Annotated in this window: 23 protein-coding genes and 1 pseudogene; 9 read left to right on the top strand and 15 right to left on the bottom strand. The window is 74.7% G+C overall.

Features of this window, described 5'->3' with window-relative positions:
• Positions 1-247 precede the first annotated feature (247 nt).
• Complete coding sequence (locus K8Z49_RS11375; RefSeq protein WP_075020450.1) at positions 248-3,190, bottom strand: helix-turn-helix transcriptional regulator; 2,943 nt, start codon at positions 3,188-3,190, stop codon at positions 248-250.
• Between the two features lie 100 nt (positions 3,191-3,290).
• Positions 3,291-4,532 (bottom strand): glycosyltransferase, encoded by a 1,242-nt coding sequence (locus K8Z49_RS11370; protein ID WP_412518633.1) that lies wholly within the window; start codon positions 4,530-4,532, stop codon positions 3,291-3,293.
• 195 nt (positions 4,533-4,727) lie between these two features.
• Here K8Z49_RS11370 and K8Z49_RS11365 point away from each other — a divergent pair, with 195 nt between their 5' ends.
• Together K8Z49_RS11365 and K8Z49_RS11360 are read left to right on the top strand one after the other, a co-directional pair.
• The gene (locus tag K8Z49_RS11365) at positions 4,728-5,375 is read left to right on the top strand and encodes a hypothetical protein (protein WP_024934730.1); all 648 of its coding nucleotides are present in this window, start codon (positions 4,728-4,730) and stop codon (positions 5,373-5,375) included.
• Complete coding sequence (locus K8Z49_RS11360) at positions 5,362-5,814, top strand: peroxiredoxin (protein ID WP_021597539.1); 453 nt, start codon at positions 5,362-5,364, stop codon at positions 5,812-5,814. The genes K8Z49_RS11365 and K8Z49_RS11360 overlap by 14 nt, the downstream gene beginning before the upstream one ends.
• A 5-nt stretch (positions 5,815-5,819) precedes the next feature.
• Here the strand turns inward: K8Z49_RS11360 and K8Z49_RS11355 are convergent, their stop codons facing one another.
• Entirely contained in the window at positions 5,820-7,460 is a 1,641-nt protein-coding gene (locus K8Z49_RS11355; protein WP_338059702.1) for a CocE/NonD family hydrolase, read from the bottom strand.
• Between the two features lie 154 nt (positions 7,461-7,614).
• Here K8Z49_RS11355 and K8Z49_RS11350 point away from each other — a divergent pair, with 154 nt between their 5' ends.
• Positions 7,615-8,676 (top strand): mechanosensitive ion channel family protein, encoded by a 1,062-nt coding sequence (locus tag K8Z49_RS11350; RefSeq protein ID WP_075020452.1) that lies wholly within the window; start codon positions 7,615-7,617, stop codon positions 8,674-8,676.
• Here the strand turns inward: K8Z49_RS11350 and K8Z49_RS11345 are convergent.
• Both K8Z49_RS11345 and K8Z49_RS11340 read right to left on the bottom strand, forming a co-directional pair.
• Entirely contained in the window at positions 8,666-9,904 is a 1,239-nt protein-coding gene (locus K8Z49_RS11345; RefSeq protein WP_412518629.1) for an alpha/beta hydrolase family protein, read from the bottom strand. The genes K8Z49_RS11350 and K8Z49_RS11345 overlap by 11 nt on opposite strands.
• Before the next feature lie 83 nt (positions 9,905-9,987).
• Complete coding sequence (locus tag K8Z49_RS11340) at positions 9,988-10,566, bottom strand: TetR-like C-terminal domain-containing protein (RefSeq protein WP_412518627.1); 579 nt, start codon at positions 10,564-10,566, stop codon at positions 9,988-9,990.
• A gap of 232 nt (positions 10,567-10,798) precedes the next feature.
• Here K8Z49_RS11340 and K8Z49_RS11335 point away from each other — a divergent pair, with 232 nt between their 5' ends.
• Positions 10,799-12,097, top strand: coding sequence for an MFS transporter (locus K8Z49_RS11335; RefSeq protein WP_412518625.1), 1,299 nt, complete (start codon positions 10,799-10,801; stop codon positions 12,095-12,097).
• A gap of 1 nt (position 12,098) precedes the next feature.
• On the opposite strand, the gene K8Z49_RS11330 is transcribed toward K8Z49_RS11335, so the two are convergent.
• Positions 12,099-12,947 (bottom strand): ATP-binding protein, encoded by an 849-nt coding sequence (locus K8Z49_RS11330; protein ID WP_083597440.1) that lies wholly within the window; start codon positions 12,945-12,947, stop codon positions 12,099-12,101.
• 88 nt (positions 12,948-13,035) lie between these two features.
• On the bottom strand, positions 13,036-13,725 hold the full coding sequence (locus tag K8Z49_RS11325; RefSeq protein WP_021597532.1) for a lysophospholipid acyltransferase family protein: 690 nt from the start codon (positions 13,723-13,725) through the stop codon (positions 13,036-13,038).
• Positions 13,726-13,866: 141 nt separating this feature from the next.
• Here K8Z49_RS11325 and K8Z49_RS11320 point away from each other — a divergent pair, with 141 nt between their 5' ends.
• Positions 13,867-14,274 (top strand): organic hydroperoxide resistance protein, encoded by a 408-nt coding sequence (locus tag K8Z49_RS11320; RefSeq protein ID WP_021597531.1) that lies wholly within the window; start codon positions 13,867-13,869, stop codon positions 14,272-14,274.
• A 12-nt stretch (positions 14,275-14,286) separates the two neighbouring features.
• On the opposite strand, the gene K8Z49_RS11315 is transcribed toward K8Z49_RS11320, so the two are convergent.
• The 4 genes from K8Z49_RS11315 to K8Z49_RS11300 all read right to left on the bottom strand — a co-directional run bounded on the left by K8Z49_RS11315 (position 14,287) and on the right by K8Z49_RS11300 (position 17,460).
• On the bottom strand, positions 14,287-14,910 hold the full coding sequence (locus K8Z49_RS11315; protein WP_021597530.1) for a GOLPH3/VPS74 family protein: 624 nt from the start codon (positions 14,908-14,910) through the stop codon (positions 14,287-14,289).
• Entirely contained in the window at positions 14,907-15,149 is a 243-nt protein-coding gene (locus tag K8Z49_RS11310; RefSeq protein WP_021597529.1) for a hypothetical protein, read from the bottom strand. The genes K8Z49_RS11315 and K8Z49_RS11310 overlap by 4 nt, the downstream gene beginning before the upstream one ends.
• A gap of 13 nt (positions 15,150-15,162) precedes the next feature.
• Positions 15,163-16,077, bottom strand: a complete 915-nt coding sequence (locus K8Z49_RS11305; RefSeq protein ID WP_412518622.1) for an SPFH domain-containing protein — start codon at positions 16,075-16,077, stop codon at positions 15,163-15,165.
• A gap of 87 nt (positions 16,078-16,164) precedes the next feature.
• Positions 16,165-17,460 carry an MFS transporter gene (locus tag K8Z49_RS11300; RefSeq protein WP_412518620.1) on the bottom strand — a complete coding sequence of 432 codons (1,296 nt, stop codon included), beginning with the start codon at positions 17,458-17,460 and terminating at the stop codon, positions 16,165-16,167.
• Positions 17,461-17,576: 116 nt separating this feature from the next.
• On the opposite strand from K8Z49_RS11300, the gene K8Z49_RS11295 reads away from it, so the two are divergent.
• A complete protein-coding gene (locus K8Z49_RS11295; RefSeq protein ID WP_412518618.1) occupies positions 17,577-17,756 on the top strand; it encodes a hypothetical protein in 180 nt (59 codons plus the stop codon).
• Positions 17,757-17,871: 115 nt separating this feature from the next.
• On the opposite strand, the gene K8Z49_RS11290 is transcribed toward K8Z49_RS11295, so the two are convergent.
• Entirely contained in the window at positions 17,872-18,027 is a 156-nt protein-coding gene (locus K8Z49_RS11290; protein WP_412518616.1) for a hypothetical protein, read from the bottom strand.
• Between the two features lie 415 nt (positions 18,028-18,442).
• Positions 18,443-20,905 (bottom strand): annotated as a pseudogene (locus K8Z49_RS11285) (BTAD domain-containing putative transcriptional regulator); the annotation flags it as partial.
• Between the two features lie 141 nt (positions 20,906-21,046).
• Between K8Z49_RS11285 and K8Z49_RS11280 the strand changes: the two are divergent.
• Positions 21,047-21,472: a limonene-1,2-epoxide hydrolase family protein gene (locus tag K8Z49_RS11280; protein WP_177287648.1), complete on the top strand. Its 426-nt coding sequence runs from the start codon at positions 21,047-21,049 to the stop codon at positions 21,470-21,472.
• 28 nt (positions 21,473-21,500) lie between these two features.
• Here the strand turns inward: K8Z49_RS11280 and K8Z49_RS11275 are convergent, their stop codons facing one another.
• On the bottom strand, positions 21,501-22,334 hold the full coding sequence (locus K8Z49_RS11275; RefSeq protein ID WP_412518614.1) for a hypothetical protein: 834 nt from the start codon (positions 22,332-22,334) through the stop codon (positions 21,501-21,503).
• A 73-nt stretch (positions 22,335-22,407) separates the two neighbouring features.
• Here K8Z49_RS11275 and K8Z49_RS11270 point away from each other — a divergent pair, with 73 nt between their 5' ends.
• Together K8Z49_RS11270 and K8Z49_RS11265 are read left to right on the top strand one after the other, a co-directional pair.
• On the top strand, positions 22,408-24,060 hold the full coding sequence (locus K8Z49_RS11270) for a helix-turn-helix domain-containing protein (RefSeq protein WP_220126659.1): 1,653 nt from the start codon (positions 22,408-22,410) through the stop codon (positions 24,058-24,060).
• Between the two features lie 80 nt (positions 24,061-24,140).
• Complete coding sequence (locus K8Z49_RS11265) at positions 24,141-25,382, top strand: flavin-containing monooxygenase (protein ID WP_412518612.1); 1,242 nt, start codon at positions 24,141-24,143, stop codon at positions 25,380-25,382.
• 7 nt (positions 25,383-25,389) lie between these two features.
• Here the strand turns inward: K8Z49_RS11265 and K8Z49_RS11260 are convergent, their stop codons facing one another.
• Positions 25,390-25,845, bottom strand: a complete 456-nt coding sequence (locus K8Z49_RS11260) for a GNAT family N-acetyltransferase (RefSeq protein ID WP_412518610.1) — start codon at positions 25,843-25,845, stop codon at positions 25,390-25,392.
• Between the last annotated feature and the right edge of the window lie 15 nt (positions 25,846-25,860).

Raw genomic sequence — 25,860 nt, 5'->3', positions numbered from 1 at the left:
AGGGATGCCACGCGCCTATGGCTTGGGAAAGGGTTTTGAGGGCATGCCGGAAAAGCGGGCATGCCCGATGACGTCGCGCTCGGCGCGACAGGTGAGAGAGAGGAACGCGAGTGGAAAGGCGGGCCGCGTGCCCGCCCCGGCCTCACTCGGAGGCCGGGAACCTCACTCGCTCATGGCCCAAGGCCGACCCGGCAGTCACGCGTCGAAGAGTACTCAGCGCCCCGGGAAATTGCAAGATCACGGTAATTCAGATGCCTTCGCGGTGGGCGATGGCGGCGGCCTGGGTGCGGCTGGTCGCGTTCAGTTTCGCGAGAATGTTGGAGACGTGGACGCTGGCCGTCTTGGGGGAGATGAACAGGGTCGCCGCTATCTCCCTGTTGTTGTGCCCCTCGGCGACGAGTTTCAGGACCTCGCGCTCGCGGCCGGTCAGCGAGGCCAGGGGGCCGGACGGCTCGGGGCGCGCCGGGCGCCCGGCGGTGAGGCGGGCGCGGGCGCCGAGGTCGCGCAGGGCGGCGAGCAGCGGCCGCGCGCCGAGGCGTTCGGCGGCCTCGACGGCCGCTCGCCACTCCTCGGCGGCGGCCTCGCGGTCGCCGTTCTCGACCAGGGCCTCCGCGAGCCGCCACCGGGAGCGCGCCACCTCGTAGACGAACCCGCCGTCCGGGTCGCCGAAGGTGAACAGGTCCGCGGTCCGGCGCCACAGGCCGACGTCGTGCACCCCGTCCACGCGCCTGCGTTCGGCCTCGGCGCGGGCCAGCCAGCCCTGCCCCTCCCCGCCGATCCAGGTGCGCGGGTGCCCGTGGACGTCGACCGCGACGACGCCGCGCGCCGCCTGGAGCAGCCGGTCACCGGTCTCCGCCGCCGCCCGGACCGCGTCCTCGTCGCCGGCGGCGCGGGCGCGGGCGGCCCGGTCGGCCTCCGCCCACAGCCCCGTCGCGGCGATCCGGATGGCGCCGATCGACTCGCGGTAGACGGTGCCGAGGACGTCGCGGACATGGCCGGCCGCGGTGTCGGGGTCGCCCCGCCACAGGGCGTGCTCGGCGGCGAGCCCGCGTGCGAGGTAGTTGATGAACGGGTCCCGCGGGCACAGCGGCAGGATCCAGCGCAGCCGCTCCTCGACCGTCGGCGTGCCCTGCGCGACGTCGAGGAACAGGGCGTACGCGGACACGTGCCCCCCGGTCGACCGGTCGACCTGGATCGCGAACTCGTCGGCGAGCCGGCCCGCCTCCGTCCAGTCGCCCGAGGTGTAGTGGACGAGGAACCGCAGGGAGCGCAGCACGGTCCCGAACGTGCTCCACGCGATCCCCTTGTCGAGGGCGTACTTCACCCCCTCGTCGGCGGCCCGGACCGCGCCCGCGAGGTCGCCGCGGTCGAACTTGGTCCGCGCGTAGTGGAACGCCGCCCGCATCGCGATCATGGAGTTGTCGTCGTCCGCCGCGGCCAGCTCGTGCGCCCGCGCGAACACCTCGGCGACGCCGGTGTCGGCCTCCCGCGACTCCCGGTGCACGCCGAGCGTGACCAGCAGGCTGGCCTCGGCGCCGGTGGCCCCGGCCGCCCGCGCCGCCTCGATCGCCTTCTCGGCGTACGCGGGCATCTCCCCGTCGCGGTCCCGGTAGAGCAGCGTCCGGGCGTAGGTGGCGAGCGCGTCGGCGCGCTCGACGGTCGGCGGGTCGGCGGGCAGCATCGCGACCGCCTCCCGCGCCACCGCCTGCGACTCCTCGTCCTCGTCGATGTCGCCGAGGTAGGCGGCGAGGTGCTCGCGGATGCGGGAGCCGAGGCGCACGTCGGCGGGGTCGATCACGGTCAGCATGCGGCGCAGCCGGTGCACCGCCCGCCGCAGCTCGCCGGCCCGCGCGGACGCCTGGGCGGCGGTGAGCGACAGCCGCAGCCGGTCCGTCCCGGCGGCGGCCTCCGGCTCCGGGACCGCCTCCCACAGCTCCAGCGCCCGCTCGTAGTGCTCGAACGCCTCGGCGGGGGCACCCAGCCGGTCGGCCTCCCGCCCCGCCCGGACGGACGCGGCGAACGCCGCCGGCAGGTCGTGCGCGGCGAGGCTGTGGTGCGCCAGCTCCGCCGCCGAGCCGCGCGTCCCCTCCGGGAGGTCCGCGAGGAGGCGGGCGAAGTCGGCGTGCAGCCGGGTCCGCTCGCCCGGCAGCAGGTCGGCGTAGACGGCCTCCCGCAGCAGCGCGTGCCGGAACGTGTACCCCGCGCCGGACGGGACGAGCAGCTGGTGCGACACCACCTCGCGCAGCGCCTCGCCGACCGCCGCCTCGTCCAGGCCGGACACCCGCCGGACGAGCTCGTCGTCGACGCGGCGCCCGGCGACCGCCGCGACCCGCACCACGCGCTGGCCGCCGTCGGAGAGCCGCTCCATCCGCGACAGCAGCAGGTCGGCGAGCCCGGACGGCAGCTCCGCCGTCCCGTCGTCGCGGTCGTCCAGGCCGGAGGAGTACAGCTCGGCCGCGTAGAACGGGTTGCCCTCCGAGCGCCGGTGCACCCGCTCGACCACGTCCGCCGTCACCGGCGCGGACCCGCGCGACAGCTCGGCGAGGTACTCGGCGGTCTCGCCCGCGCCGAACGGCCGGACCTCGACGCCGGTCACGTTCGGCAGCCGCAGCAGCTCCGCCACCACCGGCCGCAGCGGATGCCGCCGGTGCAGGTCGTCCGACCGGTAGGTCCCGACGAGGCAGACGCGCTCGCGCTGCAGCACGCGGCTGAGGAACGTCAGCAGGTGCCGCGTCGACCGGTCGGCCCAGTGCAGGTCCTCCAGGACGAGCAGGACGGGCCGGTCGTTGCCCAGCTCGCCGAGCAGCCCGAGGACCGCCCCGAACAGCTGCTGCTGCGCCAGCTCGGACGCCGCGCCGGGACCGCCGTCGCCGTCCGGCAGCAGGCGCCCGAGGACGGGGCGGGCGGCGAGCGCGGCCTTGACGTCGCCCGCCTCGGCCGTGCCGGCCTGCGCGGCCGTCCACAGCGCGTCCGTCAGCGGCAGGTACGGCATGCTCTCGCCCAGCTCGGCGCACTGCCCGACGAGCACGGCGAAGCCCTTGCCGCGGGCGTCCTCGGTGAGCGTGGACACCAGGTGCGTCTTGCCGACCCCGGCGTCCCCGCTGACGAGCACCACGCCGGCGGCGCCCGCGGCGGCGCGGTCCAGCGCCGCGGACAGCTCGGCCAGCTCCGCCGTCCTGCCGATCAGCACCGAACGCCCCTTCCGGTCATCCCGTTGAGTATCCCATCGGCGGGAACGTGAACGGGCCCCGGATTCCGGTGAGGATCCGGGGCCCGCGGGGCGGGGCTCGTCAGCCGGCCAGGGCGGGGGTCCTGTCGGCGTCGTGCTCCGCCGCGTCCTCGGCCTCCGGCTCGGGCTCGGGCTCGGGCTCGGGGACGGGCAGGACCTTCTGGTACGCGCGCAGCGTCTCGGCGGCGACGCGCTCCAGCGAGTAGCGGGAGCGGGCCCGGTCCGCGGCGGCGATCGAGTAGCCGTGCAGGGTGGTCTCCTCCGCCAGCAGGGTGCGGATCGCGCGGCCGACCACGACCGGCCGCCCCGGCGGGACGTGCAGGCCGGTGATGTGGTCGAGGACCTCGTCGGCGTTCGCGCCGGACGGCGTCGCCACGACGGGGACGCCGCAGGCCATCGCCTCCAGCGGCATCGACGGGCACGGCTGGCGCGGGGTCAGGCAGAGCGCGAGGCTCGCTGTCCGCAGCAGCTTCGGCAGGTTCTTGCGGGGGAGCCGGCCGAGGAAGATGACCCGGTCGGCGACGTGCAGCTCCTTGGCGAGCGTCCGGAGGCGGTGCACGGTGGCGTCGCTCTCCAGGTCCTCGCGGGCGGGGCCGCCGGCGACGGCCAGCTCGGCGTCCGGCACGTGCACGAGGGCGCGCATCCCGGTCTCCACGTCCCCGGCCTCCAGGTCGTCGCAGACCATCACGAGGCGGGGCCGGCCGCCGTGCGGCATCGCGGGCCCGACCTGCGCGAACTGCTCGCCGTCCACGCCGTAGGGGACGACGGAGACCGACGGGCGGGGCACGCCCATCCGCACGACCGCGCCGGCCTCCTCCTCGTGCCCGGCGAGCACCACGTCGGCGTCCCGGCCGATGGCCTTCTCCAGCCGGTCGCGGTGCGGGTGCACCTGGCGCCCGGCGCGGCGCTCGGCGGCCGACACGCCGTGGTAGCTCTGCGCGAACGGGATGCCCAGCTCGCGGGCGACGGCGCAGGCGGCGAGGCCGCCGATCCAGCCGTGCGCGTGCACGATGTCGGGACGTCCGGCGCCGGACCAGCGGCGCCGGAGCCCGTCGGCGAAGTCGCGCAGGTGCTGGAGCAGCTCGTCGTCGGACAGGGGGCGCGGGGGGCCCGCGTCGAGGTGGACGAGCGCGGCGCCCGGTGCCAGCCGGACGCGACCGCGCACGGACCGGTCCTGCCGGCGCGTGTAGACCGTGACCTGGTTGGGCTCCCCGTCGGCGATCAGCGGACGGGTGAGCGAACGAGCGAGATCCCGGACGTGGACTGACTGCAGGTGTTCGCCGTCAAGGTCGGAGGCGGACACGAGAGCAATGTTCAAAGGGCGGTGCATGACGGATCCTCCGGGACTACACAGGGGAAGCTCGGAGGTATCTGCGTCGTAGACACCTGCTCGGCCATTGTCATATCCGCCCGCCCTCTCCGTCAAACCTGACGAATCGGATCTCGGGCCGGCCCGCACTCCGCGAAGCACCGCCCACCTGCGGGGATACTGGACCAGATGAATGACGAACCCCTCTGGTATGTGGCGTACGGCTCGAACCTCTTCCGCGAGAGGTTCGCGTGCTACCTGTCCGGCGGCCGTCCGCGCGGCGGCGCCCGCCACCACACCGGCTGCCGCGACCCCCGCCCCGCCCGCGCCGAGCAGTCGATCACGGTGCCGGGCGGCATCTACTTCGCGCACACGTCCCTGACCTGGGGCGGCGGCATGGCCTTCTACGACCCGGCCCTCCCCGGGCGCGCCGCCGCCCGCGCCTACCTGCTCACCCGGCGCCAGTTCTGCGACGTCCTCTCCCAGGAGATGCGCCGCGACACCGGCACCGACCACGACCTCTCGGAGGCCGTCGCGCACGGCCGCCAGCGGATCGGCCCCGGCCGCTACGAGACCGTCCTGAAGGTCGGCGAGCGCGCGGGCCGCCCCATGCTCACCTTCACCTCGCCGGCGCCCGCCCCGCCCAACCCGCCGTCCGCCTCCTACCTGGCGATGCTCGGCCACGGCCTGCGCGAGGCCCACGGCTGGCCCCCCGAACGCGCCGCGTCCTACCTGGCCGCCCGCCCCGGCGCGCACGGCCACTGGACGTCCCGCGACGTCGCCGCCCTCCTCGAACCGAACCGCGTTCCGCTAGGTTCGTCCCATGAACGTCGGTGACGTCGTTGACGACTTCGAACTCCCCGATGAGACGGGCGAGCCCCGCACCCTGAGCGGCCTGCTGGAGCAGGGCCCCGTGGTCCTGTTCTTCTACCCGGCCGCCATGACCCCCGGCTGCACCGCCGAGGCCTGCCACTTCCGCGACCTGGTCGCCGAACTCGCCGAGGTCGGCGCGCACCCCGTCGGCATCAGCGCCGACCCGGTCGCCAAGCAGAAGGAGTTCGCCGACAAGCACTCCTTCGGCTACCCGCTCCTGTCCGACCCCTCCGGCGAGGTCCGCGCCGCCTTCGGCGTCAAGCGCGGCCTGGCCCTCATGCCCACCAAGCGCCAGACCTTCGTCATCGCCCCCGACCGCCGCGTCCTGGCGGTCGTCAAGAGCGAGATCCGCATGAACACCCACGCCGACAAGGCCCTGGCAGCCCTCCGCGCCCAAAAGTAGAGGGTTCAGGGGGTTATGGGGAGGGTGATGGCTGACGGGTGGGCGGGGGTGTGGAAGATCTCCTGGTCGGCGGTGAGCATTTCGGTGGCGGTGCCCATCGGGGCGCCGGTGCCGGGGTTGCGGGCGATGCGGGGGTAGGCGCCGCTGGCGACCTGGACGCGGACGCGGTGGCCGCGGCGGAAGCGGTGGCCCGCGGGCCACAGTTCGACGGCGACGCGGCGGACGCCGTCGGGGCCGGGCTCCGGGGTGCCGGGGACGAGGCGGCGCATGCCCTCGCAGAGGTTCAGCGACTCGCCGTCCGGGGTGACGTCGCAGAGCCGGACGACGAAGTCGGTGTGCTCGCGGTTGGAGCGGATGTGCAGGTCCGCGGTGACCGGGCCGATGATCTCCAGGTCGTCGTCGAGGACGTCGGAGGTGAAGGTCAGCACGTCGCGGCGGCGTTCCAGGCGTTTCTGGTCGGTGGACGGGCGGGTCTCGCCGAGCAGGGTCGGGCCGCCGAGGAACGGGGTCGGGTGGTTCGGGTCGTACCGGTAGGTGTCCGGGGCGGACTCGGGCGGCGCGGCGGGGGACAGGGCGCCCTCGGGCTGGAGGTGCCAGCGTTCCTCCCGCATCCCGGGGACGGGCCAGTCGGGGAACTCCCGCCACTCGTCCGCGCCGGTGATGAAGAGCCGGACGGGGTTGTCGCGCAGCTCGGACGGGTCGTCCAGCAGGTGCGCGCGGAACCACCTGATGGAGTCGGAGACGGAGCCGCGCATCATGCGCTGGTCGGCGTGGAACCAGGGGCCGATGGTGAGGTAGGGGCGCTGCCCGGCGGCGCGGAGCGCGGCGTAGTCCTTGATCTGCCAGGGCAGGAAGATGTCGTACCAGCCGCCCGTCATGTTCACCGGGGCGGTGACCCGGGAGACGGTGGGGCTGAAGTCGCGCTTGTCCCAGAACGGCGTGTCGGGCCCGTTGACCAGGAGGTCCTGGAAGAACCGCTGCTGTGCGCCGGTCGCGAGCCGGTCCAGCTCGGCGAGGGGACGTCCCGACAGGGTGGCGCGGCGGGCGCGGCGCGGCGACATGATGCCGGTGGTGATGCCGGAGAGGGAGTTCTTCATCCGCGCGGTCAGGTCCACCCAGATGAGCGCGGATTCGAGGGCGAAGGTGCCGCCGACGTTGACGGCGTCCCGGAACGTGGAGGCCGTGACCTGCATCGACAGGGCCTTGAGCTCGGGTCCGGCCTCGGCGGCGACGGCCCACTGGACGTAGCCGAGGTAGCTCGGGCCGTGCATGGCGAACGTGCCGCCGAACCAGGGCTGGGACGTGAGCCACTCGATGGTGGCGAGGCCGTCCTCGCGCTCGTCCAGCGCCTCGAAGACGCCGCCCGAGCCGAAGCCGCCGCGGGCGCTCTGCACCACGGCCTGGAACCCGTGCGACGCGAACGCCTGCCCGCACATCAGCCCGAACGGCCCGCGCCGCCCGTAGGGGGAGCGGACGAGCACCGTCGGAGCCCGCTCGACGTCGGCCGGGGCGTACCGGTCGGCCAGCAGCGTCACGCCGTCGGCGGCGGGGACCTCCAGGTCCCGCTCGACCGTCACACGGTGGGGGCCGTTCCGCAGTCCGAGCGCCGTGACCCCGAGCCGGCGCATCATTCCCACGCCTACCACCCGATTGATCGTAACCGGCCGGTAGCCGGGCGCTGAGGCCACATGTCCGTGATGTGCCTCGCACCGGCCCCGGGCTTCACTACGATCGAGGAGCCGTAAACACGCAAATCGGACGGTGCTGAGCCGTGCCGGCGGAGGGAGAGATGCGCGCGTCATGGGTGATCTGGGCGACCTGAGCTTGGAGCGGGTCATCGCCGCGGCCGTCGTTATGGTGGCCGCGATCGCGATCGCGGTGGTGCTGCGGCTGCTGACCGGGCGGCTGTTCCGCCGGGCCGGCGACACCCGGTGGGCATGGGACGACCTTGCCGCCCGCCTCATCCGGGACCTGGCGATGCCGCTCGCCGTGCTGCTCGGCCTGTGGACCTCGGCGAAGGTGCTGGAGCTGCCGCGCGGCACTCTGGACGTCACCGCCAAGGTGCTGACGGCCGTGACGATCCTGGTGATCTCGCTGGCACTGGCCCGGCTGATCGCGGCGCTGGTCACCTCGATCGCGCTGGCCCGGCAGGGCGTCGCCGCGAACGTGACGATCTTCGCCAACATCACCCGGGTCCTGGTGCTCGGCGTCGGCGTCCTGGTGATGCTGCAGAGCGTCGGCGTGTCGATCACGCCGCTGCTCGGCGCCCTGGGCGTCGGCGGTCTCGCCGTCGCGCTCGCCCTCCAGGACACCCTGGCGAACCTGTTCGCGGGCGTGCACGTCCTCGCGTCCAAGACGATCGAGCCCGGCGACTACATCAAGCTGTCCAGCGGCCAGGAGGGGTACGTCGTCGACATCAACTGGCGCAACACCTCCATCCGGACGCTGTCGGACAACATCGAGGTCATCCCGAACCAGCGGTTCTCCGACACGATACTGACCAACTACCACCGCCCCGCGCAGGACATGTCGCTCCTGATCCAGGCCCGGGTCGCCTACGAGAGCGACCTGGAGCGCGTCGAGGACGTCGTGATCGAGGTCGGCCGGGAGGTCATGAGCGAGGTGGAGGGCGGGGTCGAGGACGCCGAGATCCTGGTGCGCTTCCACACGTTCGCCGAGTCGGGGATCGGGTTCACCGCGATTCTGCGGACCGGGGAGTTCGGCGACCAGTTCCGGATCAAGCACGAGTTCGTCAAGCGGCTGCACCGCCGCTTCGCGAAGGAGGGCATCCGGGTCCCCTACCCCCGCCGCGAGATCATCCTGCCCGGCGGCGGGGAGCCCTCCGACCTGGTCAGCGGATGAACCGGACGTCCGGGTGGCGGGGCGACGGCCGGTCCAGGACGGGCCGGTGCCGCCCGCGCAGCGCACGGTCGAAGAACGCGGTGACGTAGGCGCGCACTGACGCCGTCATCCGCTCCGGGTCGACCGTCCCGATGAGGTCGGCGCGGTCCTGGGCGGGGATGTCGAGGGTCTCGTCCAGCGCGGGCAGGACGGCCTGGACGTCGGTGTAGGAGTAGTGGCTCGCGGCCGGCACGTTGAGGTCGCGCTTCCAGCCGGTCGAGTTCCGCCAGAACGACCCCCAGGACGGGGTGGTCAGGTGCGTCTGGGGCGACCCGCCGGTGGCGGCGCCCATCAGCATGAACGGGCGGTCGAGCCCGGTGCGGGCGACCTCCACGTAGTCGTCCTTCGCGTACTGCATGGTGCCGTCCATGTCGATGCCCGCGTCCAGCCGCCGGTCGACGCGCATGGCCTCGGCGGCCTCGATGCCGCCGGCCGAGTGCCCGGCCATTCCGACCCGGGACAGGTCGAGCGCCCGCCCGAGGCCGGGCGGGAGGGCGCGGCCCTCCGCGTCGGGGTTGCGGCCGTCCCGCAGTGCGGCGAGCCGGTCGAGGACGAGCCGCGTGTCCTTGACCCGCGTGTCCAGCGCGGTCTTCAGCCGTTCGGGCCCCGGTCCGGGCAGCCGCTGGTTCTCGACGCGCCCGCCGGGGAACTCCACGGGCGCCGTCTCGTAGGTGTGGTCGACGGTCACGACCACGTACCCGCGGGTGGCCAGCTCCTCCGCGAGCGTGGTGCCGAGCGCGCGCGGGACGCCGAGGCCGGGCGAGTAGAGGACGACGGGCCGCGCGCCGCCGCGGAGATCGGCCGGGGCGGATTCGGCGGCGTGGGTCCGGGCCGCCGCCCAGTCCACGGTCCCGGCCTTGAACACGCCGAGCGCGTCGGCCTGGGAGAGGACCTTCGCGACCCCGGGACGCAGGTAGGGCGCGGACGGGCCGGACCGCCGGGCCGCCGGGTAGAAGACGCTGACCATCAGCTCGCGTGCCCGGCCGGGCACCCAGGGGTCGGGACGTGCCGGGTCGGCGAGGTGCAGCTCGGTCGTGCCGATGGCCCGGTGCGGGCCGGTAGGGGCGGGCAGTTCGAAGGCGGCCGGCGTGCCGGCGGCCGTCCTCGCCGCCTGGGCGGACGTGCCGCACGCGGCCAGCGCCAGGGCGAGGGGCAGGACGAGCGGAAGCCGGAGTACAGGTGATCGCATGCCCGGATCCTCGCGGTCCGGGCGGGTGATCGATCATGGCCGAACGGCCGCGGTGACCCCTGTCCTTCGTCAGGGGGCGTCCGTCAGGGGCGCAGCATCGGCATCAGGATCCCGTCGACGACCGAGACCAGGTAGTCGTCGGTGATCGCGCCGCCCTCGGTGAGGTTGTGGTAGACGATCACGGCCGGTCCGACGTTGGCGACCTGCCGGGTCGCCGCCGCCGGGCGGATCTCCCCCCGCGCGGCGGCGTCCTCCAGGGCCTGGAACAGCAGGTCGCGGACGGGCGTGGACAGCCGCTCGCGGACGACCTCGTGCACCAGCCCCTTGCCGTCGTCGCTCTCCTCCTTCAGCACCCTGAACGCGGCGCCGCGGCAGGCGATGAGGGTGTCGCGCAGCGTTCTGAGGATCTGCAGCATGTCCTCGCGCACCCGGCCGGTCGCGGGCGCGGTCGGGGGCTCCGGCAGGACGTGCTTGAGCGCGTCGGTGATGAGCTCGTCCTTGGACCGCCAGCGCCGGTAGAGCGCGGCCTTGCCGGTGCGGGCTGCCGCCGCGACGCCCTCCATGGTCAGCCTGCGGTAGCCCACGGTCTCCAGCTGGGCGAGCACGGCGTCGAAGATCGCCGCTTCCAGGTCGCCGCCGCGGCGGCGGGTGGCCGGGGTCATGACGCGGTCCCGGAAATAGTGAACGACAGCGTTCTCTTTCGTCTGTATCGGTGATACGTTCCCCGCATAGTGTACTTCGCCGTTCCTTAAGTCTCGGGAAGGTCCGACTTGACCGCATCCAACGGGCGGACGGCCTCACTCCGGAAGATCGCCGCTCCCGGGAAGGCCGCCGCGCCGTCACACCATCATCGTCCAGGAATCGTCCTCGCCGTCATCGTCGGCTGCCAAGCTGATGATCGGCCTCGACACCTCCGTCGTCACCATCGCGCTGCCGGAGGTCGGGCAGGGGCTCGGGCTGTCGACCGGAGGGCTCGCCTGGATCCAGAACTCCTACATGCTCGCATTCGGCGGCCTCCTGCTCCTCGGCGGGCGCGCCGGGGACGTGTTCGGACGCCGCCGCACCTTCACCGCCGGGGTCGTGCTCTTCACCGCCGCGTCCCTGCTCGGCGGGCTCGCGACCGCGGGCTGGGCGCTGCTCGCCGCCCGCACCGCCCAGGGCTTCGCCGCGGCCGTCGCGGCCCCGAGCGCGATGGCGCTCATCGCGACCGCCTTCGAGGGCCGGGCCCGGGTCCGGGCGCTGAGCGTCCTGTCCGCCGTGACCGGCGCGGGCGCCGCCGTCGGCATGATCGTCGGCGGGGTCCTGACCGAGGCCGGCTCGTGGCGGTGGGTGTTCTTCGTCAACCTCCCCGTCGGCCTCGCGCTGGCGCTGGTCGCGCCGCGCGTCCTCGCCGAGACCGAACGCCGGCCCGGCCGGTTCGACGTCGGCGGGGCCGTCGCCTCCACGCTCGGCATGACCGTCCTCGTCTACGCGCTGATCCGCGTCGGGGAGACCGGCTGGGACGACTCCCGCGCGCTCGCGGCGTTCGGCGCCGCGGCCGTCCTGCTCGCCGGGTTCGCCGCCGTCGAGACCCGCGCCGGGCAGCCGATCATGCCGCTGTGGCTGCTGACCGGGCGCGACCGCGCCGCGTCCTATCTCGTCCAGCTGTACCTGACGGCCGCGATGTTCGGCTCGTTCTTCTTCCTCACCCAGTACCTCCAGCAGATCCTCGGGTACGGGCCGCTGCGGGCCGGCGCGGCGTTCCTGCCGATGGTGGGCATGCAGTTCGCGGTCGTCCGGACGGCGCCGCGGTTGATGCGGCGCCTCGGCGCCCGGCCGCTCGTCATCGCCGGGACGGCCTTGGTCGCCGCCGGGCTGCTGTGGCTGTCGCGGCTGTCGCCGGGGGACGGCTACGCCGGCGCGCTGCTCGTCCCGTTCATGCTCATGGGCGCGGGCGGCGGCATGTCGATCATGCCGCTGAACGCGACGATCCTGGCCAGCGTGCGGCCGGAGCAGTCGGGCGCCGCGTCCGGCGTCGCGCAGACCATGCTCTGGTCGGGCGGATCCCTGGGCTCGGCGGTCATGGTCACCGTCCACGGGTCGGCGGCGTCCGGGCATCCCGTGGACGGGATGGGCGCGGCGTTCGCGACCGGCGCGGTCTTCGCCGCGGCGGCGCTGCTGGTGGCGGTGCTGGTCCTGCGCGTGCGCCGCTGAGTCACGCGGGCGGGGGAGCGGCCTCGCCGAACCACGCGAGGAAGTCGGTGTAGCCGAACATGCGGGCGGTGTCGGCGGCGGACGGCGACCCCGCCCGCGGGTCGGCGCCCGCGTCGAGCAGGGCCCGCACCACGTCCGCCTCCTTCCTCAGCACGGCGCCCGCGAGGGGCCGCTGGCCGCGGTCGTTGGCCCGCTCCGGGTCGGCGCCGCGGGACGCGAGGGCCCGCACGGTGCCCGGGTGGCCGTGGTGGGCGGCCAGCATCAGCAGCGTGTCGCCCTTGTCGTCGGACAGGTTCACCGGCGCCCCGGCCTCGACGAAGGCGAGCAGCCGCTCGGTGTCGCCGGCCCGCGCCAGCTCGAACAGCCCGGTGGCGAAGTCCTCGGCCTCCAGGTCGGCGCCGGTCGCCGCCGGCGTTGTCCGGCGCGCCGTGAGCGCTCCGCCGAGGCTGTCCTCGCCGTAGGTCAGCCGCTTCTCCAGCGCGACCAGCGCCCCGTCCTCGGCGAACGAGGAGAACCGGACGTCGTCGGCGAGCGCCCGCATGATCAGCAGCCCGCGGCCGTTGTCCGCCACTGGATCGGGGAGCGGGACCCGCTCGGCGTCGAACCCGCCGCCGGAGTCGATCACCTTGATCATGCAGCGCCGGTCCTGGATGACGGCCCGCACGAGGTAGCCGGCGCCGTGCTCGGCGTGCTTGATCACGTTGGTGCACGCCTCGGTGAGCATGACCTCGATGTCGTCGCGGATCTGGTCCTCCACGCCCAGCGCCGCGAGCGCCGCGTCCAGGAGCCTCCGCGTCGCCGGGACGCTCGCGGCGTCCCGCGGGAGCTGGAGGTCCAGACTGATTTCCACGCAATCTCCGTCCGTCCCCCTGAATCGTGCCCTTTCGGTCACGCTCAAACCTGGAGACGGCCGTTGCCAGGTCGCGGACGCGCCGTGGTCAGCGCGCGCCGTCCGGCCTGGGCGCGTAGTCGTCCACGTACTCCTGGCCCGACAGCCGCTGGATGGCCTCCATGATCTCGTCGGTGACCTGGCGGGCGGCCTTGCCGCGCGGGACCCCCGCGTCCCGTCCCTTGAAGTCCATCGGCGCGCCGATGCGCAGCCCGATCCGGCCGGGCCGGGGGACGGCCTGCCCGCGCGGCTGCACCTTGTCGGTGCCCTCTATCGCCACCGGGACGACGGGCGCGCCGGTCCGCATCGCGAGCCGCGCCACGCCCGTCCGGCCCCGGTAGAGCCGCCCGTCCGGGGACCGGGTGCCCTCGGGGTGGATCGCGAACACGCCGCCGCGCTCCAGCACGGCCGCCGAGGTGTCGAGCGCGTCCAGCGCGGCCCGCCCGCCGGAGCGGTCGACCGCGATGGCGCCCACGCTGTGGAAGAACGTCGCGATGGCGCGGCCCTTCATGCCCGCCCCGGTGAAGTACTCGTGCTTGCCGAGGAAGTGGACCCGTCTCGGCACCATCAGCGGCAGGACGAACGAGTCGAGGAACCCCAGGTGGTTCGCCGCGAGGATCACCGGCCCGATCCGCGGGACGTGCCCCAGGCCGCTCACCCGGGGGAGGAAGGCGACGCGCATCGCGGGTCCCATGACGACGTACTTCAGCAGCGGGTAGATGACGCGTTCGGGGTCCATGTCCGAGGAGGCTATGGCGCGCGCCCGCCCCGCCGCCGCTCGCGCCCGATACAAGTTCGGACCCCCGGAACTTGTAGGAACCCGCACTTGCCGGGTGTTAATTGTGAGCAACTAAATTGGAGGCAACTTAAAGGAGGCAGCATGGACATCCACTACACCGCCGTGGCCACCGCGAACGGGCGCGACGGCAAGGCCGTCACCTCCGACGGACGTCTCGACCTGGCCCTCGCCGTCCCCCGCGAGATGGGCGGCAGCGGCGAGGGCACCAACCCCGAGCAGCTGTTCGCCGCCGGCTACGCGGCCTGCTTCGCCAGCGCGCTCGGCGCCGTCGCCCGCGCCACCCGCCAGGACGTCCGGGACGTCTCCGTCACCGCCGAGGTCGGCATCGGCGGCGACACCGAGAGCGGGTTCGGGCTCGCCGTCGTCCTGCGGATCGAGCTCCCCGACGACCTGGAGAACGGAAAGGACCTGGTGGAACGCGCCCACCAGGTCTGCCCGTACTCCAACGCCACCCGGGGCAACGTCCCGGTGGAGCTGGTCATCGAGTAGAGGGCCCGCGGCTCAGCCGGCGGCGGCCGCCTCCTCCTCGCGGATCAGCCCGCGGACCGCGGCCGGCGCCGGCCCGGTCCGCGCCGTCAGCTCCTCGATCCGCCGCCGGTACCGCCGCCGGTCCGGCTCCGGCAGGACGGACTTCAGCTCGCCCGCCGCCGCCAGCGCCACCGCCGCAGCGTCGTAGCTGTTCACATGGGCCACCGGGCGCCCCCGCAGCGCCGACGACGCCCCGCCCCACAGCGCCTTCACCACCCGCGGATCCTTCACGGTGACCTCGTAGTACGGGAACAGCCCGAGCATCCGGCGCCTGCGCGTGCGGATCCAGCCGTCCCGCACCAGCTCTTCCCGGACCGTCGTGACGATGCCCTTGGCGTCCTTGCACACCCAGTGCCGCCAGCGGCGGGGCCGCGACTCCGCGATCTGCGTCAGCACGCCGTACGGGTCCTCGCCCGGCGTCCCCGGGACCGGCCTGCCCCGTTCCTCGACGAGCCGCCCGTCCAGGAACAGCTCGGTGAGGGCGGCGGCCCGCAGCACGTAGCCGAGCCGCGTGCCGCCGCTGGTCATCTTCCGCTTCCGCAGGTCGTAGGCCAGCAGGAACATCCGCGCCGGCAGCGTTTCCGGAACGTGGGTCATGGTCGGTCCTCGCTCCCGCCGGCCGGCGGGTCGTCCTCGTCGTCGGTGACCTTGCGCGGGCGGCCCCGCCCGCGCATCCGCCGGGCCGTCCCGGGCATCCGCCCCGCGTCGGCCAGCGCCTTCCTCAGCAGGAACTCGATCTGCGCGTTGGTGCTGCGCAGTTCGTCCCCGGCCCACCGCGCCAGCGCGTCGTGGACGGCCGGGTCGAGCCTCAGCAGGATCTTCTTGCGTTCCGTCACTGGTCGCCGGGGATCACTGGTAGAGCGTGCCGGTGTTCACCACCGGCTGGGCGTCCCGGTCGGCGCACAGCACGACCAGCAGGTTGCTCACCATGGCCGCTTTGCGTTCCTCGTCCAGCTCGACCACATTCTCCTCGTCCAGCCGTTCCAGCGCGAGTTGCACCATCCCGACCGCCCCCTCCACGATCCGCTGCCGCGCCGCGACGACCGCGCCCGCCTGCTGCCGGCGCAGCATCGCCTGCGCGATCTCCGGCGCGTACGCCAGCCGCGTGATCCGCGACTCGATGATGTCGACGCCCGCCGACGCCACCCGCTGCGCCAGCTCCTCCGACAGCTGCGCGGTGATCTCGTCGGCGTTGTCGCGCAGCGACGTCCGGTCGTGCGCGTCGTAGGGGAAGCTGCCCGCGATGTGCCGGACGGCCGCCTCGGTCTGGAACGCCACGAACTCCACGAAGTCGTCGACCTCGAAAACGGCCCGCGCGGTGTCGGCGACCTGCCACACCACCACGGCGGAGATCTCGATCGGGTTCCCGTCCAGGTCGTTGACCTTCGCGAGCCCCGTCTCGTGGTTGCGGATCCGCGTGGACACCCGCTGCCGCTGGGTCAGCGGGTTCACCCACCGGAGCCCGTCGGTCCGGACCGTCCCGCTGTACCGCCCGAGCAGTTGCAGCACCCGCGCCTCGCCGGGCGCCACCGGCGTGAGCCCGGCCGCGACCACCAGCCCGGCCAGGAACAGCAGCGATCCGGCGACGACCCCCGTCCCGATGGCGACGCCCCCGCCGGTCGCCACTCCGGCGACGAGGGCCGCGACGGCCAGCAGCATCAGCAGCAGCGCGACCCCGAGCATCCCCCATCCGCCGCGATCCGCCGCCGCCCGCTCCTCGATCTTCGGCTTCGGCATCTCCACCTGCGCCGCCGCGTCCACCATCTCGTCCTCCTCCGTGCTGTTATCGCCAGAATAGCAAAGTGATATCACTTTTCCTAGCTCGGGGGAGTATGTCCTGGTTCGCCCAGGTCAGGGAGTGGTGACGAGGTCGGGGTCCTCCTCGGTGTCGGGGATGACCTTGGGGACGTTGCGGAGGGTGACGAGGGCGAAGACCGCCACGAGTGCGGCGAAGCCGGCGCTGCAGGCGAGGGCGGCGTGCATGCCGTCCACGAACGCCTCCCGCGCGGCCGTGGCGACCTGGGCGGCGAGCGTGCCCGGCAGGTCCGCGGCGGCCTGGAGGGCGGCGCCGAGGGAGTCGCGGGCGGCGGACGCGGCGGGCGCGGGGACGCCCGCGGGCAGGTCCAGGGCGCCCCGGTAGACGGCGTTCAGCACGCTGCCGAGGACCGCCATGCCGAGGGCGCCGCCGAGCTCGGTGGCGGTCTCGGAGATCGCGGACGCGGCGCCGGAGCGGTCCTTCGGCACGGTCGCGAGGACGGTGTCGGAGGTGACCGTCATCGCCATCCCCATCCCGAGGCCGGACAGCAGCATCACCGGGAGCATCGCCCAGTAGGACGTGTGCAGGCCGATCACCAGGTAGAGGGAGAAGCCGCAGGCGGACAGCAGCATGCCGAGCGCGACCACGCGGGCGCGGCCGAGCGCGCCGATCAGCGGCGGGGCGAGCGCGGCGCCGCCGACCATGGCGCCCGCGGCGCCGGGCAGCCCGGCGAGGCCCGCCTTCAGCGGCGACCAGCCGAGCGCCAGCTGGAAGAACAGCGAGAAGATCAGCGACTGGGCGACCAGGGCGAACATCGCGAACATGTTGGTGCCGACCGACCCGGTGAACGCGGCGCGGCGGAACAGCCGGACGTCGATCAGCGGCTCGGCCAGCCGGGTCTGCCGGACCAGGAACGCGGCCAGCGCCAGCGCGCCGATCGCCGCCGACACGTAGATCCGGGGCTCGTCCGGGCCGTGCGCCGCCGCCTCCTTGATCGCGTAGACCAGGCCGAGGACGCCGGCCACCGAGAGCGGCACGCTGAGCAGGTCGAGCCGTCCGGGCACGGGGGCGCGCGACTCCGGCAGCACCACCGCGCCGGCGAGGAGCGCCACCGCCATGATCGGGACGTTGATCATGAAGACGGAGCCCCACCAGAAGTGGTCCAGCAGCGCGCCGCCGGCGACCGGCCCCAGCCCGACCGCGAGCCCGGCGACGCCGGCGAACGCGCCGATCGCCATCGTCCGCTCCTTCGGTTCGGTGAACGCGCGCCGGATCAGCGACAGGCAGGACGGCATCAGCGTGGCCCCGGCGACGCCGAGCACCGCGCGGGCCGCGATCAGCAGCCCGGCGCTCGGCGCGTAGGCGGTCAGCGCGGACGCGGTGGCGAACACCGCCGTCCCGATCAGCAGCAGCCGCTTGTGGCCGATCCGGTCGCCGACGCCGCCCCATGGTGATCAGCAGGCCGGCCAGGGCGAACCCGTAGGCGTCGGCGATCCACAGGATCTGGGTGGACGAGGGGTGCAGGTCCGCGCTCAGGTGCGGGACGGCCTGGTTCAGCGCGGTCAGGTCGATGTTCGGCACGATCGCGACGAGCAGGCAGATCGCGAAGGTGCCCCATTTGCGGGCCGAGGTGTCCATGCCCGCCACGGTCGCGGGCGGCGCTGACCGTCCGCGCACCGTCCGCTGACCGGTCCGGTTTCCTGTGGGGGGACGACCCCCCACACCCCCCGGAAGAGCAGGCCGGTCCGGCTCCCTCCGCTCCGCTGGAGCTCCGCTCCGGGAACCGGTCCGGCGGCGTCCGGTCAGCGGCGGGCGAGCAGCGCGACGGCCCGGTCGCGGGGGAGCGCGGCCCCCTCGGCGTAGGCCTTCTCGTAGGCGGGGCCGCCGAGCAGCGCGCGGGCCGCGGACGCGACGCGCTCGACGTCGGGATCGCCGGTGACCGCGACGCCCCGCAGCACCCGTCCCGCGCCGAGCAGCCGGGCGGCGCGCTCGCCGTCCCCGTCCGCGGCGGCGGCGCCGGCGAGCCCGACGGCGGCGGCGCCCCCGGTAGGCGAAGATCGGATGGTCCAGCGCCATGTCCAGCGCCTCGGCGAACAGCTCCCGGGCCCGCCGGGTGTCGCCGCCCCCGGCCGCGAGCCATCCGAGCCCGACCAGCGCCGAGCCCCGCACGCCGGCGGCGATGAACCGCTCGGACGAGTAGCCGGTCAGCGCCGCCTCGTACATCCGGCGGGCCCGCGCGGCGTCGCCGCCGAGGCGCGCGACCTCGCCGAGCCCGTGGCATCCCGCGGCGATCTTGTCGGGGGTGCCCGCCCGGCGGGCCAGCTCGATGCCCCGCTCGTACTCGGCCCGCGCCGCGTCCAGGTCGCCGGCGCGCAGGCGGACGAGGCCGCGCTGGTAGAGCAGGTCGGCGGTGTCCTCCAGGGCGCCGAGCCGTCCGGTCATCTCCAGCGCCTCGTCCAGGAGCGCGAGCGCCCGTTCCGGGTCGCCGCGCCAGGCGGCGACCTGCGCGAGCGGGTCGAGCGAGTTCGCCATGCCCCACCGGTCGCCGCAGGCCCGGAAGCCGCGCAGCGCCTCGCCGCACGCCCGCTCCACCCCGGCGGCGTCGCCGGCGAGCTGGGCGAGGAACCCATCGCTCATCCGGAGCAGCGCCCGCGACCACGGGTCGTCCCCGACCTGCCTGGCGAAGACGTCGATGTCGGTGCGGTCGGGGCCCGCGGTCAGCGCCCACAGGACGATCACCACCGGGTACCGCACCTGGCGGTCGATGCGGCGCAGCAGCTCCGCGGCCCGGTCGAGCCACTCCACCGCGCGCTCGCCCGTGGCGCCGCCCGCGACGGCGTTGGTCACGCACAGGACGTACTCCTCGTCGAGCCCGTCCGGCGGGGCGTCGCCGATCACCTCCAGCAGGTCGGACGCCAGCGGCGCGCCCTCGACGCGGCCGCGCAGCCACCAGTACCAGGACAGCGAGGCGATCAGCCGGAGCGCGAGCGCCGGATCGCGCCGGACGGACCGCCGCAGCGCCGCGTGCAGGTTCCCGTGGTCGGCGGCGAGCAGCTCCAGCCGTTCGAGCTGCCCGGGGCCGCGCAGGTGAGGGTCCGCGCGTGCGGCGACGCCGGCGAAGTACTCCGCGTGCGCCCGCTCGAAGCGCTCCGTCTCACCGGCCCCGGCGAGGCGCTCGGCGCAGAACGCGCGGACGGTGTCGAGCATCCGGTACCGGAAGCCGTCGCTCTGCAGCAGCGACTTGTCGGCCAGCTCGACGAGCAGCTCGTCGGCGTCGTCGAGGTCGCAGACGCCCGCGGCCGCCTCCAGGGTGAGGCCGCCGGAGAACACGGTGAGGCGCCGCGCGAGGGTCCGCTCCGCCTCGTCCAGCAGGTCCCAGCTCCACTCGACGACCCCGCGGAGCGTCTGGTGGCGCGGCGCCGCGGCGCGGTTCCCGCGCGACAGGAGCCGGAACCGGTCGTCCAGCCGGGTCGCGACCTCGGTGACCGGCAGCGACCGCAGCCGCGCCGCGGCCAGCTCGATCGCGAGCGGCAGCCCGTCCAGCGCCCGGCAGATCCGCAGCACGGCGCCGGCGTTCGCCTCGTCCACCGCGAAGCCGGGACGCACCGCCTCGGCCCGGTCGAGGAACAGCCGGACCGCCGGATACGCCGGCAGCTCCCCGGCCGGCGCGCCCTCCGGCGGCAGCTCCAGCGGCGGCAGCGGCCACACCGCCTCGCCGGTGATCGCGAGGGCCTCCCGGCTGGTGGCCAGCACCCGCAGGCGCGGGCACGCGCTCAGCAGCCGGTGCGCGAGGCCGGCGACGGCCTCCACGACATGCTCGCAGTTGTCCAGGACGAGCAGCGCCCGCCGCCCGTCCAGCGCCGTGACCAGCCGTTCCACCACGCCGGGCGGTCGTTCGCCGGGCGCCGGGCGCATCCCGCCCTCGCGCAGCCCGAGCGCGCCGAGCAGCGCCTTCGGCACCTCGGACGCGACGACCGGCGCCAGGTCGACGAAGTGGACCTCGCCGTCCTCCCGCCCGGCCGCCTCGATCGCCAGCCGCGTCTTCCCCGCGCCGCCGGGCCCGAGCAGCGTGACGAGCCGCCCGCTCGCCAGCATCTTGCCGATGCGCCGCAACTCCTCCTCGCGCCCGACGAAGCTGGTGAGCTGTGCCGGCAGGCCCGCCCGGACGGCCGGCGCCTCGTCGGGCGGCTCGTCCAGCGGATCCCCGCGCAGGATCGCCAGGTGGACGTCCGCCAGCTCCCTCGACGGGTCGGCGCCCAGCTCGTCGGCGAGGACGCGCCGGCCCTCCTCGAACACCGCGAGCGCCTCCGCCTGCCGCCCGCCGCCGTGCAGCGCCCGCATCAGCAGGGCCCGCGCCCGCTCCCGCAGCGGCTGCGCGTCCACCAGGTTCCGCAGCGCCGCGACCACCGCTCCGGGATCGCCCATCCGCAGCCTCGCCTCGGCGTACTGCTCGACGGCCGAGGCCCGCGCCTCCTCCAGCCGCGCGGCCTGGGACCCGGCGAAGGGCGCGCTCACGTCCGCCAGCGCGGGGCCGCGCCACAGGCCGAGCGCCTCTTCGAACAGGGTCGCCGCGGTCGAGTGCCGACCGTCCGCCAGGGCCTGGCCCGCGTCTTGGACGAGCCCCTGGAAGCGGTGGAAGTCGACGTCCTCCCGCGCGGCGGCGATGCGGTACCCCGCCGGCAGCCCCTCGACGAGTCCCGCGTCCCCGAGCCCGCGCCGCAGCCGGGACACCTGCGACTGGAGCGCGTTGGCCGCCCCGCTCGGCGGATCCTCCCCGTACAGCCCGTCGATGAGCCGTTCGGCCGGGACGACGCGTCCGGCGTCCAGGAGCAGCATCGCCAGCAGCGCCCGCACCGTGGGCCCGCCCACCGGGACGGCCGCCCCGCCGTTGACGACCTCGACGGGTCCCAGGATGCCGAAGCGCATGCCCCGATTGTCGCGCACTACGGTGGTCCTCCCGGCTTCTGGAGGACAGCCATGACCGAGATCCAGATCGTCACCGACTTCCTCTCCGCCCTCGAAGACCTCGACGTCGACCGGGCCCTCACCCACGCCGCCCCTGGAATGATCTACCAGAACGTCCCGCTCCCGCCCGCCCGCGGCCGCGCCGCCGTCGGGAAGACCCTGCGCGCCATGACCCGCTACGGCACCGGCTTCGAGGCCCGCGTCCACAACATCGCCGCGTCCGGCCCGGTCGTCCTCACCGAGCGGACCGACGTCCTGGAGCGCGGCGCCTGGCGCGCCGAGTTCTGGGTCTGCGGCACCTTCGAGGTCCACGACGGCAAGATCACGCTGTGGCGCGACTACTTCGACTGGACGACCTTCCTGGCCGCGTCCGCCAAGGGCCTCGCCGGCGTCGTCGCCTCGGCCCTCAACCCCCGCCCCCGCACAACGACCCGCTGACGGCGCATCGGCCGCCCGCGCGGCCGATCTACTCCTGCGGACGGGTGCGGCGGAGGGTGAACGCCGCGGCGGTCACCGCGGACACCGGCAGGGAGAGGAACGCCAGCACGATCACGGTCGACCCCGCGGTCTCGTTCCACAGGTACGCCTGATCGGGCGTCAGGCGGTAGAGGAGGGCGGCGAGCACCGGCCCCGCCGCGCCCGCGGCCACGGACGTCCACCATTCGCGGGTGCGCCGGGCGGTCACACCGGCGACGGCACCCGCCAGGACCAGCACCGCCGCCGCCACCGGGAGCATGGTCGGCAGGTGGTAGCCCATGTTGTACGGCTCGGTCCGCAGCGCGACCAGGAACTCCAGCCCCAACGGCTGCACCATCCCCGCGTACACGACGGTCCGGGGCACCAGCGCTGTGCAGGCGAGGGCCGCGACCCACTGCAGCGCTGCGTAGGCGGCGAGCCCCGTGCCGATGACGGGGACCACGGCGACGGCCAGCGCACCCGCGGCCCCCAGGAGGACGCCCGTCAGCATCGCGGCGGTGACGTCGTCCCGGAGACCTTCGCCGCTGGAGGCGGCCAGGAGCGGCCAGACCGCGAGTGTCCCGGCGGCGGCGGGCAGGACGGACAGCTTCCGCATCCGGGCGTCCACCCCGGGGCGTGCGACGGCGACGGCCACCGCCAGCGGCACCGCCACGGCGCAGTACCAGGCGATCAGCGTGACCTGCACGCCCTGGACACGCTCGGCCCCGGCGGTGAAGTCCCCGCCGAGCGTCGTGATGCCGGTCAGCTCGGCGACCGCGACCTGGGCGAGGCCGAGCGCGGCGGCGGCGCCGGCGGCGACGGCCGCGGTCCGTACCTCGATCATGCGTGCTCCGGGGGGCGTCCGGCCCGGACTGCGGGCGGTGGGCGGCGGAGGGATCGTGTGGTGGGGTGGAGGTGTGACCACGGTAGACGTCCTGGAGCGGGGACGGCGATCGTTCGCCGCGGGCCGGTGGGCGGACGCGTGCGCGCACCTGGCCGACGCGGACCGGGAGGCGCCGCTCGAACCGGCCGACCTCGAACGCTTCGCCGCGGCCGCCTACCTGACCGGCCGGGAGGCCGACAGCGTCGCGCTCTGGGAGCGCGCGCACCATCTGCTCGCCGGGCGGGGCGACGCGGCGCGGGCGGCCCGGTGCGCGTTCTGGCTGGCGTTCCAGCTGCTGAACGGGGGAGACGCCGCGCGCGGCGGCGGCTGGCTCGCGCGCGCCGGGCGGCTGCTGGACGGCGCCGGCCGCGACTGCGCCGAGCACGGCTACCTGCTGGTGGCCGCCGGGCAGCGGCGGGTCGTCGGCGGGGACGCCGAAGAGGGCCGGGCGCTCGCGGCACGAGCCGCCGGAATCGGCGAGCGGTTCGACGACCTCGATCTCGTCGTCCTCGCCCGGCAGATCGAGGGGCGGGCCCTCATCCGGCTCGGCAGGACGGCCGCGGGGGTGTCGCTGCTCGACGAGGTGATGGTCGCCGTCACGGCGGGGGAGGTGTCGCCGATCGTCGCCGGGAACGTCTACTGCAGCCTGATCGAGGCCTGCGGGGAGACGCTGGACGTGCGCCGCGCCACCGAGTGGACGAGGGCGCTGACCCGCTGGTGCGAGTCCCAGCCCGGCCTGGATCCGTTCCGCGGCCAGTGCCTGGTGCACCGGGCCGAGATCATGCAGCTGCACGGCGCGTGGCCGGACGCGGCCGAGGAGCTGCGGCGCGCCCGCACGGTGTTCGAGGGCCGTCCGGGCGACCCGGCGGCGGGGGCGGCCCACTACCGGCATGCCGAGCTGCTCCGGCTCCGCGGCCGGTTCGGCGAGGCCGAGGAGCTGTACCGGACGGCGAGCCGCCTGGGCCGCGAACCGCAGCCGGGCCTCGCCCTGCTCCGGCTCGCGCAGGGCCGGACGGGCGCGGCGTCGGCGGCCGTCCGCCGCGTCGCCGGCGAGGAGTCCGACCCCGGATCGCGCGCCGGGACCCTCACCGCCTGCGTGGAGATCATGCTCGCCGCCGGCGACGTCCCGGCCGCCCGTGCCGCCGCCGACGAGCTGGCGGGCCTCGCCGCCGATCTCGGCGCGCCGCTGCTGCGCGCGGCGGCCGGCCAGGCGCGGGCCGCCGTCCTGCTCGCGGAGGGCGACGCCGGGGCCGCGCTCGCCGAGGCGCGCCGGGCGTGGGCGGGCTGGCGGGAGCTGGACGTCCCGTACGAGTCGGCGCGGGTCCGGGTCCTGATCGGGCTGGCGTGCCGGCGGCTCGGCGACGAGGACGGCGCCGCGATGGAACTGGACGCGGCCCGGTGGATCTTCCAGCAACTGGGCGCCGCGCCGGACATCGCGGCGGTCGACGCGCTGTCGGGCGCCCCCGCCGCGGGCGTGCTGACGGCCCGCGAGACCGAGGTGCTGGCGCTCGTGGCGACCGGCCGGACGAACCGCGCCATCGCAGCCGACCTGTTCCTCAGCGAGAAGACCGTGGCGCGGCACGTCAGCAACATCCTCGGCAAGCTGGGCCTGCCCTCCCGGGCCGCCGCCACGGCCTACGCCTACGAGCACGACCTACACAGATCTGCCCATCCCGGTTCCGGCTGAGTTGCCGAATCCTCCCGACGCGGCGGACGGCCGCCGGTGCCTAACGTCCTGCGTGGAAGCACGTCCACGGGGAGGCCACCATGGAGAAGATCGGCACGCTGGTCATCGGAGCCGGGCAGGCGGGCCTGGCCACCAGCCATCACCTGACCCGCGCCGGCGTCGGCCATCTCGTGGTCGACCGGCGCGACCGGCTCGGCGGCGGCTGGAACGACCGCTGGGACGGCCTCCGCCTGGTCGCCCCGAACTTCACCCTCCTGCTGCCCGGCATGCCCTACGACGGCCCCGACCCGGACGGCTTCATGGCCCGCGCCGACGTCGTCGACCACCTGACCGAGTACGCGTCCGTGATCGACGCGCCGGTGCGGCTGGGCGTGGAGGTCACCCGCCTGTCCGCGCCGGACGGCGGCTTCGTCGCGCACACCCCCTCGGGCCCGATCTCCGCGCGCAACGTCGTCCTGGCGACCGGCCCGTACCAGCGCCCGAAGATCCCGGCCGCCTCGCTGCGGCTCCCTCCCCGCGTCCGGCAACTCCACTCCGCCGACTACCGGAACCCCGGCCAGTTGCCGGACGGAGCCGTGCTCGTCGTCGGCACCGGGCAGTCCGGAACCCAGATCGCGGAGGAACTCCACGACGCCGGACGCGACGTCCACCTGTCGGTCTCCGGCTGCTTCGCCGTCCCGCGCCGCTACCGGGGCCGCGACTCCATCTGGTGGCTGCTGGAGGCCTTCCTGCACGGCTCCGAGGTCGGCGTCCCGTTCCCGACGGTGGCCGACCTGCCGTCCCCGGCCGCCCGCTTCGGCTGCGACCCGCACCTGTCCGGCAAGGACGGCGGCCACGACATCAGCCTCCGCGACTTCGCCCGCCGCGGCATGCGCCTGTACGGCCGCCTGGAGTCCGCGGACGGCGCCGCCGTCCGCTTCACCGGCGACCTCGACAAGCGCCTGGCGTTCGCCGAGACGCACTTCGACGAGGAGTTCCGCCCCCTCTTCGACGCCTACATCGCCGCCGCCGGCATCGACGCGCCTCCCGACGACCGCCCGCCCGCCGACACCTTCACGCCGGACACCGCCACCGAACTCGACCTCGACGCCGCCGGAATCCGCACGGTCGTCTGGGCCACCGGCTTCGGCCTCGACTTCTCCTGGGTGGACGTGCCCGTCTTCGACGAGTGGGGCTATCCGCGCCACGTCCGAGGCGTCACCGAGCACCCCGGCCTCTACGCCGTCGGGCTGCGCTGGCTGCACTCCGAACCGTCGTCGGTCTTCGCCGGCGTGGGCGCGGACGCCGCCCACATCGTCGGCCATATCGCCGCCCGCGCCTGACCTCGCGTCAGAGGACCCTCGTCATGAACACGCTGTGCGGGTCGGGCCGGTAATCCGCGAAAGGCTCGCAGTACCCGAACCCGAACTTCTCATAGAGCCGCCGCGCCGGAAGGAAGAACTCCGCCGATCCGGTCTCCAGGCTCACCCGCGCGAACCCCATGACCCGCGCCTCGCGCAGGATGTGCTCCAGCAGCAGAGACCCGATCCCGCTCCGCTTCCGCGCCGTCGACGTGCGCATCGACTTCAGCTCGGCGTGCTCCACGTCCAGCCTCTTGATCGCACCGCAGCCGACCACCGCGCCGCCGTCCAGCACCGACCAGAACGTCGCCTCGGGCTTCCGCAGCCCGTCGAGGTCGAGCGCGTGCTTGCTCTCCAGAGGCGTGATCGCCCGCATCTCCTCCACATGCTCCCGCAGGAACGCCCCGATCTCCGCCCCGCTCAGATCATCGACAACGATCTCCACGACCCCTCCTTCACC

The sequence above is a fragment of the Actinomadura madurae genome (genome assembly GCF_047130825.1).
Lineage (GTDB): Bacteria > Actinomycetota > Actinomycetes > Streptosporangiales > Streptosporangiaceae > Spirillospora > Spirillospora madurae.
Note: the sequence above shows the minus strand (reverse complement) of the source record. Positions and strands in the feature narration are given on the sequence as shown.

Excerpts from the sequence above, each read along its gene's own strand:
- K8Z49_RS11340 (WP_412518627.1), bottom strand. The coding sequence starts at position 10,566 with ATGACCCCGGCCACCCGCCGCCGCGGCGGCGACCTGGAAGCGGCGATC.
- K8Z49_RS11305 (WP_412518622.1), bottom strand. The coding sequence starts at position 16,077 with ATGGTGGACGCGGCGGCGCAGGTGGAGATGCCGAAGCCGAAGATCGAG.
- K8Z49_RS11325 (WP_021597532.1), bottom strand. The coding sequence starts at position 13,725 with ATGGACCCCGAACGCGTCATCTACCCGCTGCTGAAGTACGTCGTCATG.
- K8Z49_RS11275 (WP_412518614.1), bottom strand. The coding sequence starts at position 22,334 with ATGATCGAGGTACGGACCGCGGCCGTCGCCGCCGGCGCCGCCGCCGCG.
- K8Z49_RS11265 (WP_412518612.1), top strand. The coding sequence starts at position 24,141 with ATGGAGAAGATCGGCACGCTGGTCATCGGAGCCGGGCAGGCGGGCCTG.
- K8Z49_RS11315 (WP_021597530.1), bottom strand. The coding sequence starts at position 14,910 with ATGACCCACGTTCCGGAAACGCTGCCGGCGCGGATGTTCCTGCTGGCC.
- K8Z49_RS11335 (WP_412518625.1), top strand. The coding sequence starts at position 10,799 with ATGATCGGCCTCGACACCTCCGTCGTCACCATCGCGCTGCCGGAGGTC.
- K8Z49_RS11320 (WP_021597531.1), top strand. The coding sequence starts at position 13,867 with ATGGACATCCACTACACCGCCGTGGCCACCGCGAACGGGCGCGACGGC.
- K8Z49_RS11345 (WP_412518629.1), bottom strand. The coding sequence starts at position 9,904 with ATGCGATCACCTGTACTCCGGCTTCCGCTCGTCCTGCCCCTCGCCCTG.
- K8Z49_RS11360 (WP_021597539.1), top strand. The coding sequence starts at position 5,362 with ATGAACGTCGGTGACGTCGTTGACGACTTCGAACTCCCCGATGAGACG.
- K8Z49_RS11280 (WP_177287648.1), top strand. The coding sequence starts at position 21,047 with ATGACCGAGATCCAGATCGTCACCGACTTCCTCTCCGCCCTCGAAGAC.
- K8Z49_RS11350 (WP_075020452.1), top strand. The coding sequence starts at position 7,615 with ATGGGTGATCTGGGCGACCTGAGCTTGGAGCGGGTCATCGCCGCGGCC.
- K8Z49_RS11365 (WP_024934730.1), top strand. The coding sequence starts at position 4,728 with ATGAATGACGAACCCCTCTGGTATGTGGCGTACGGCTCGAACCTCTTC.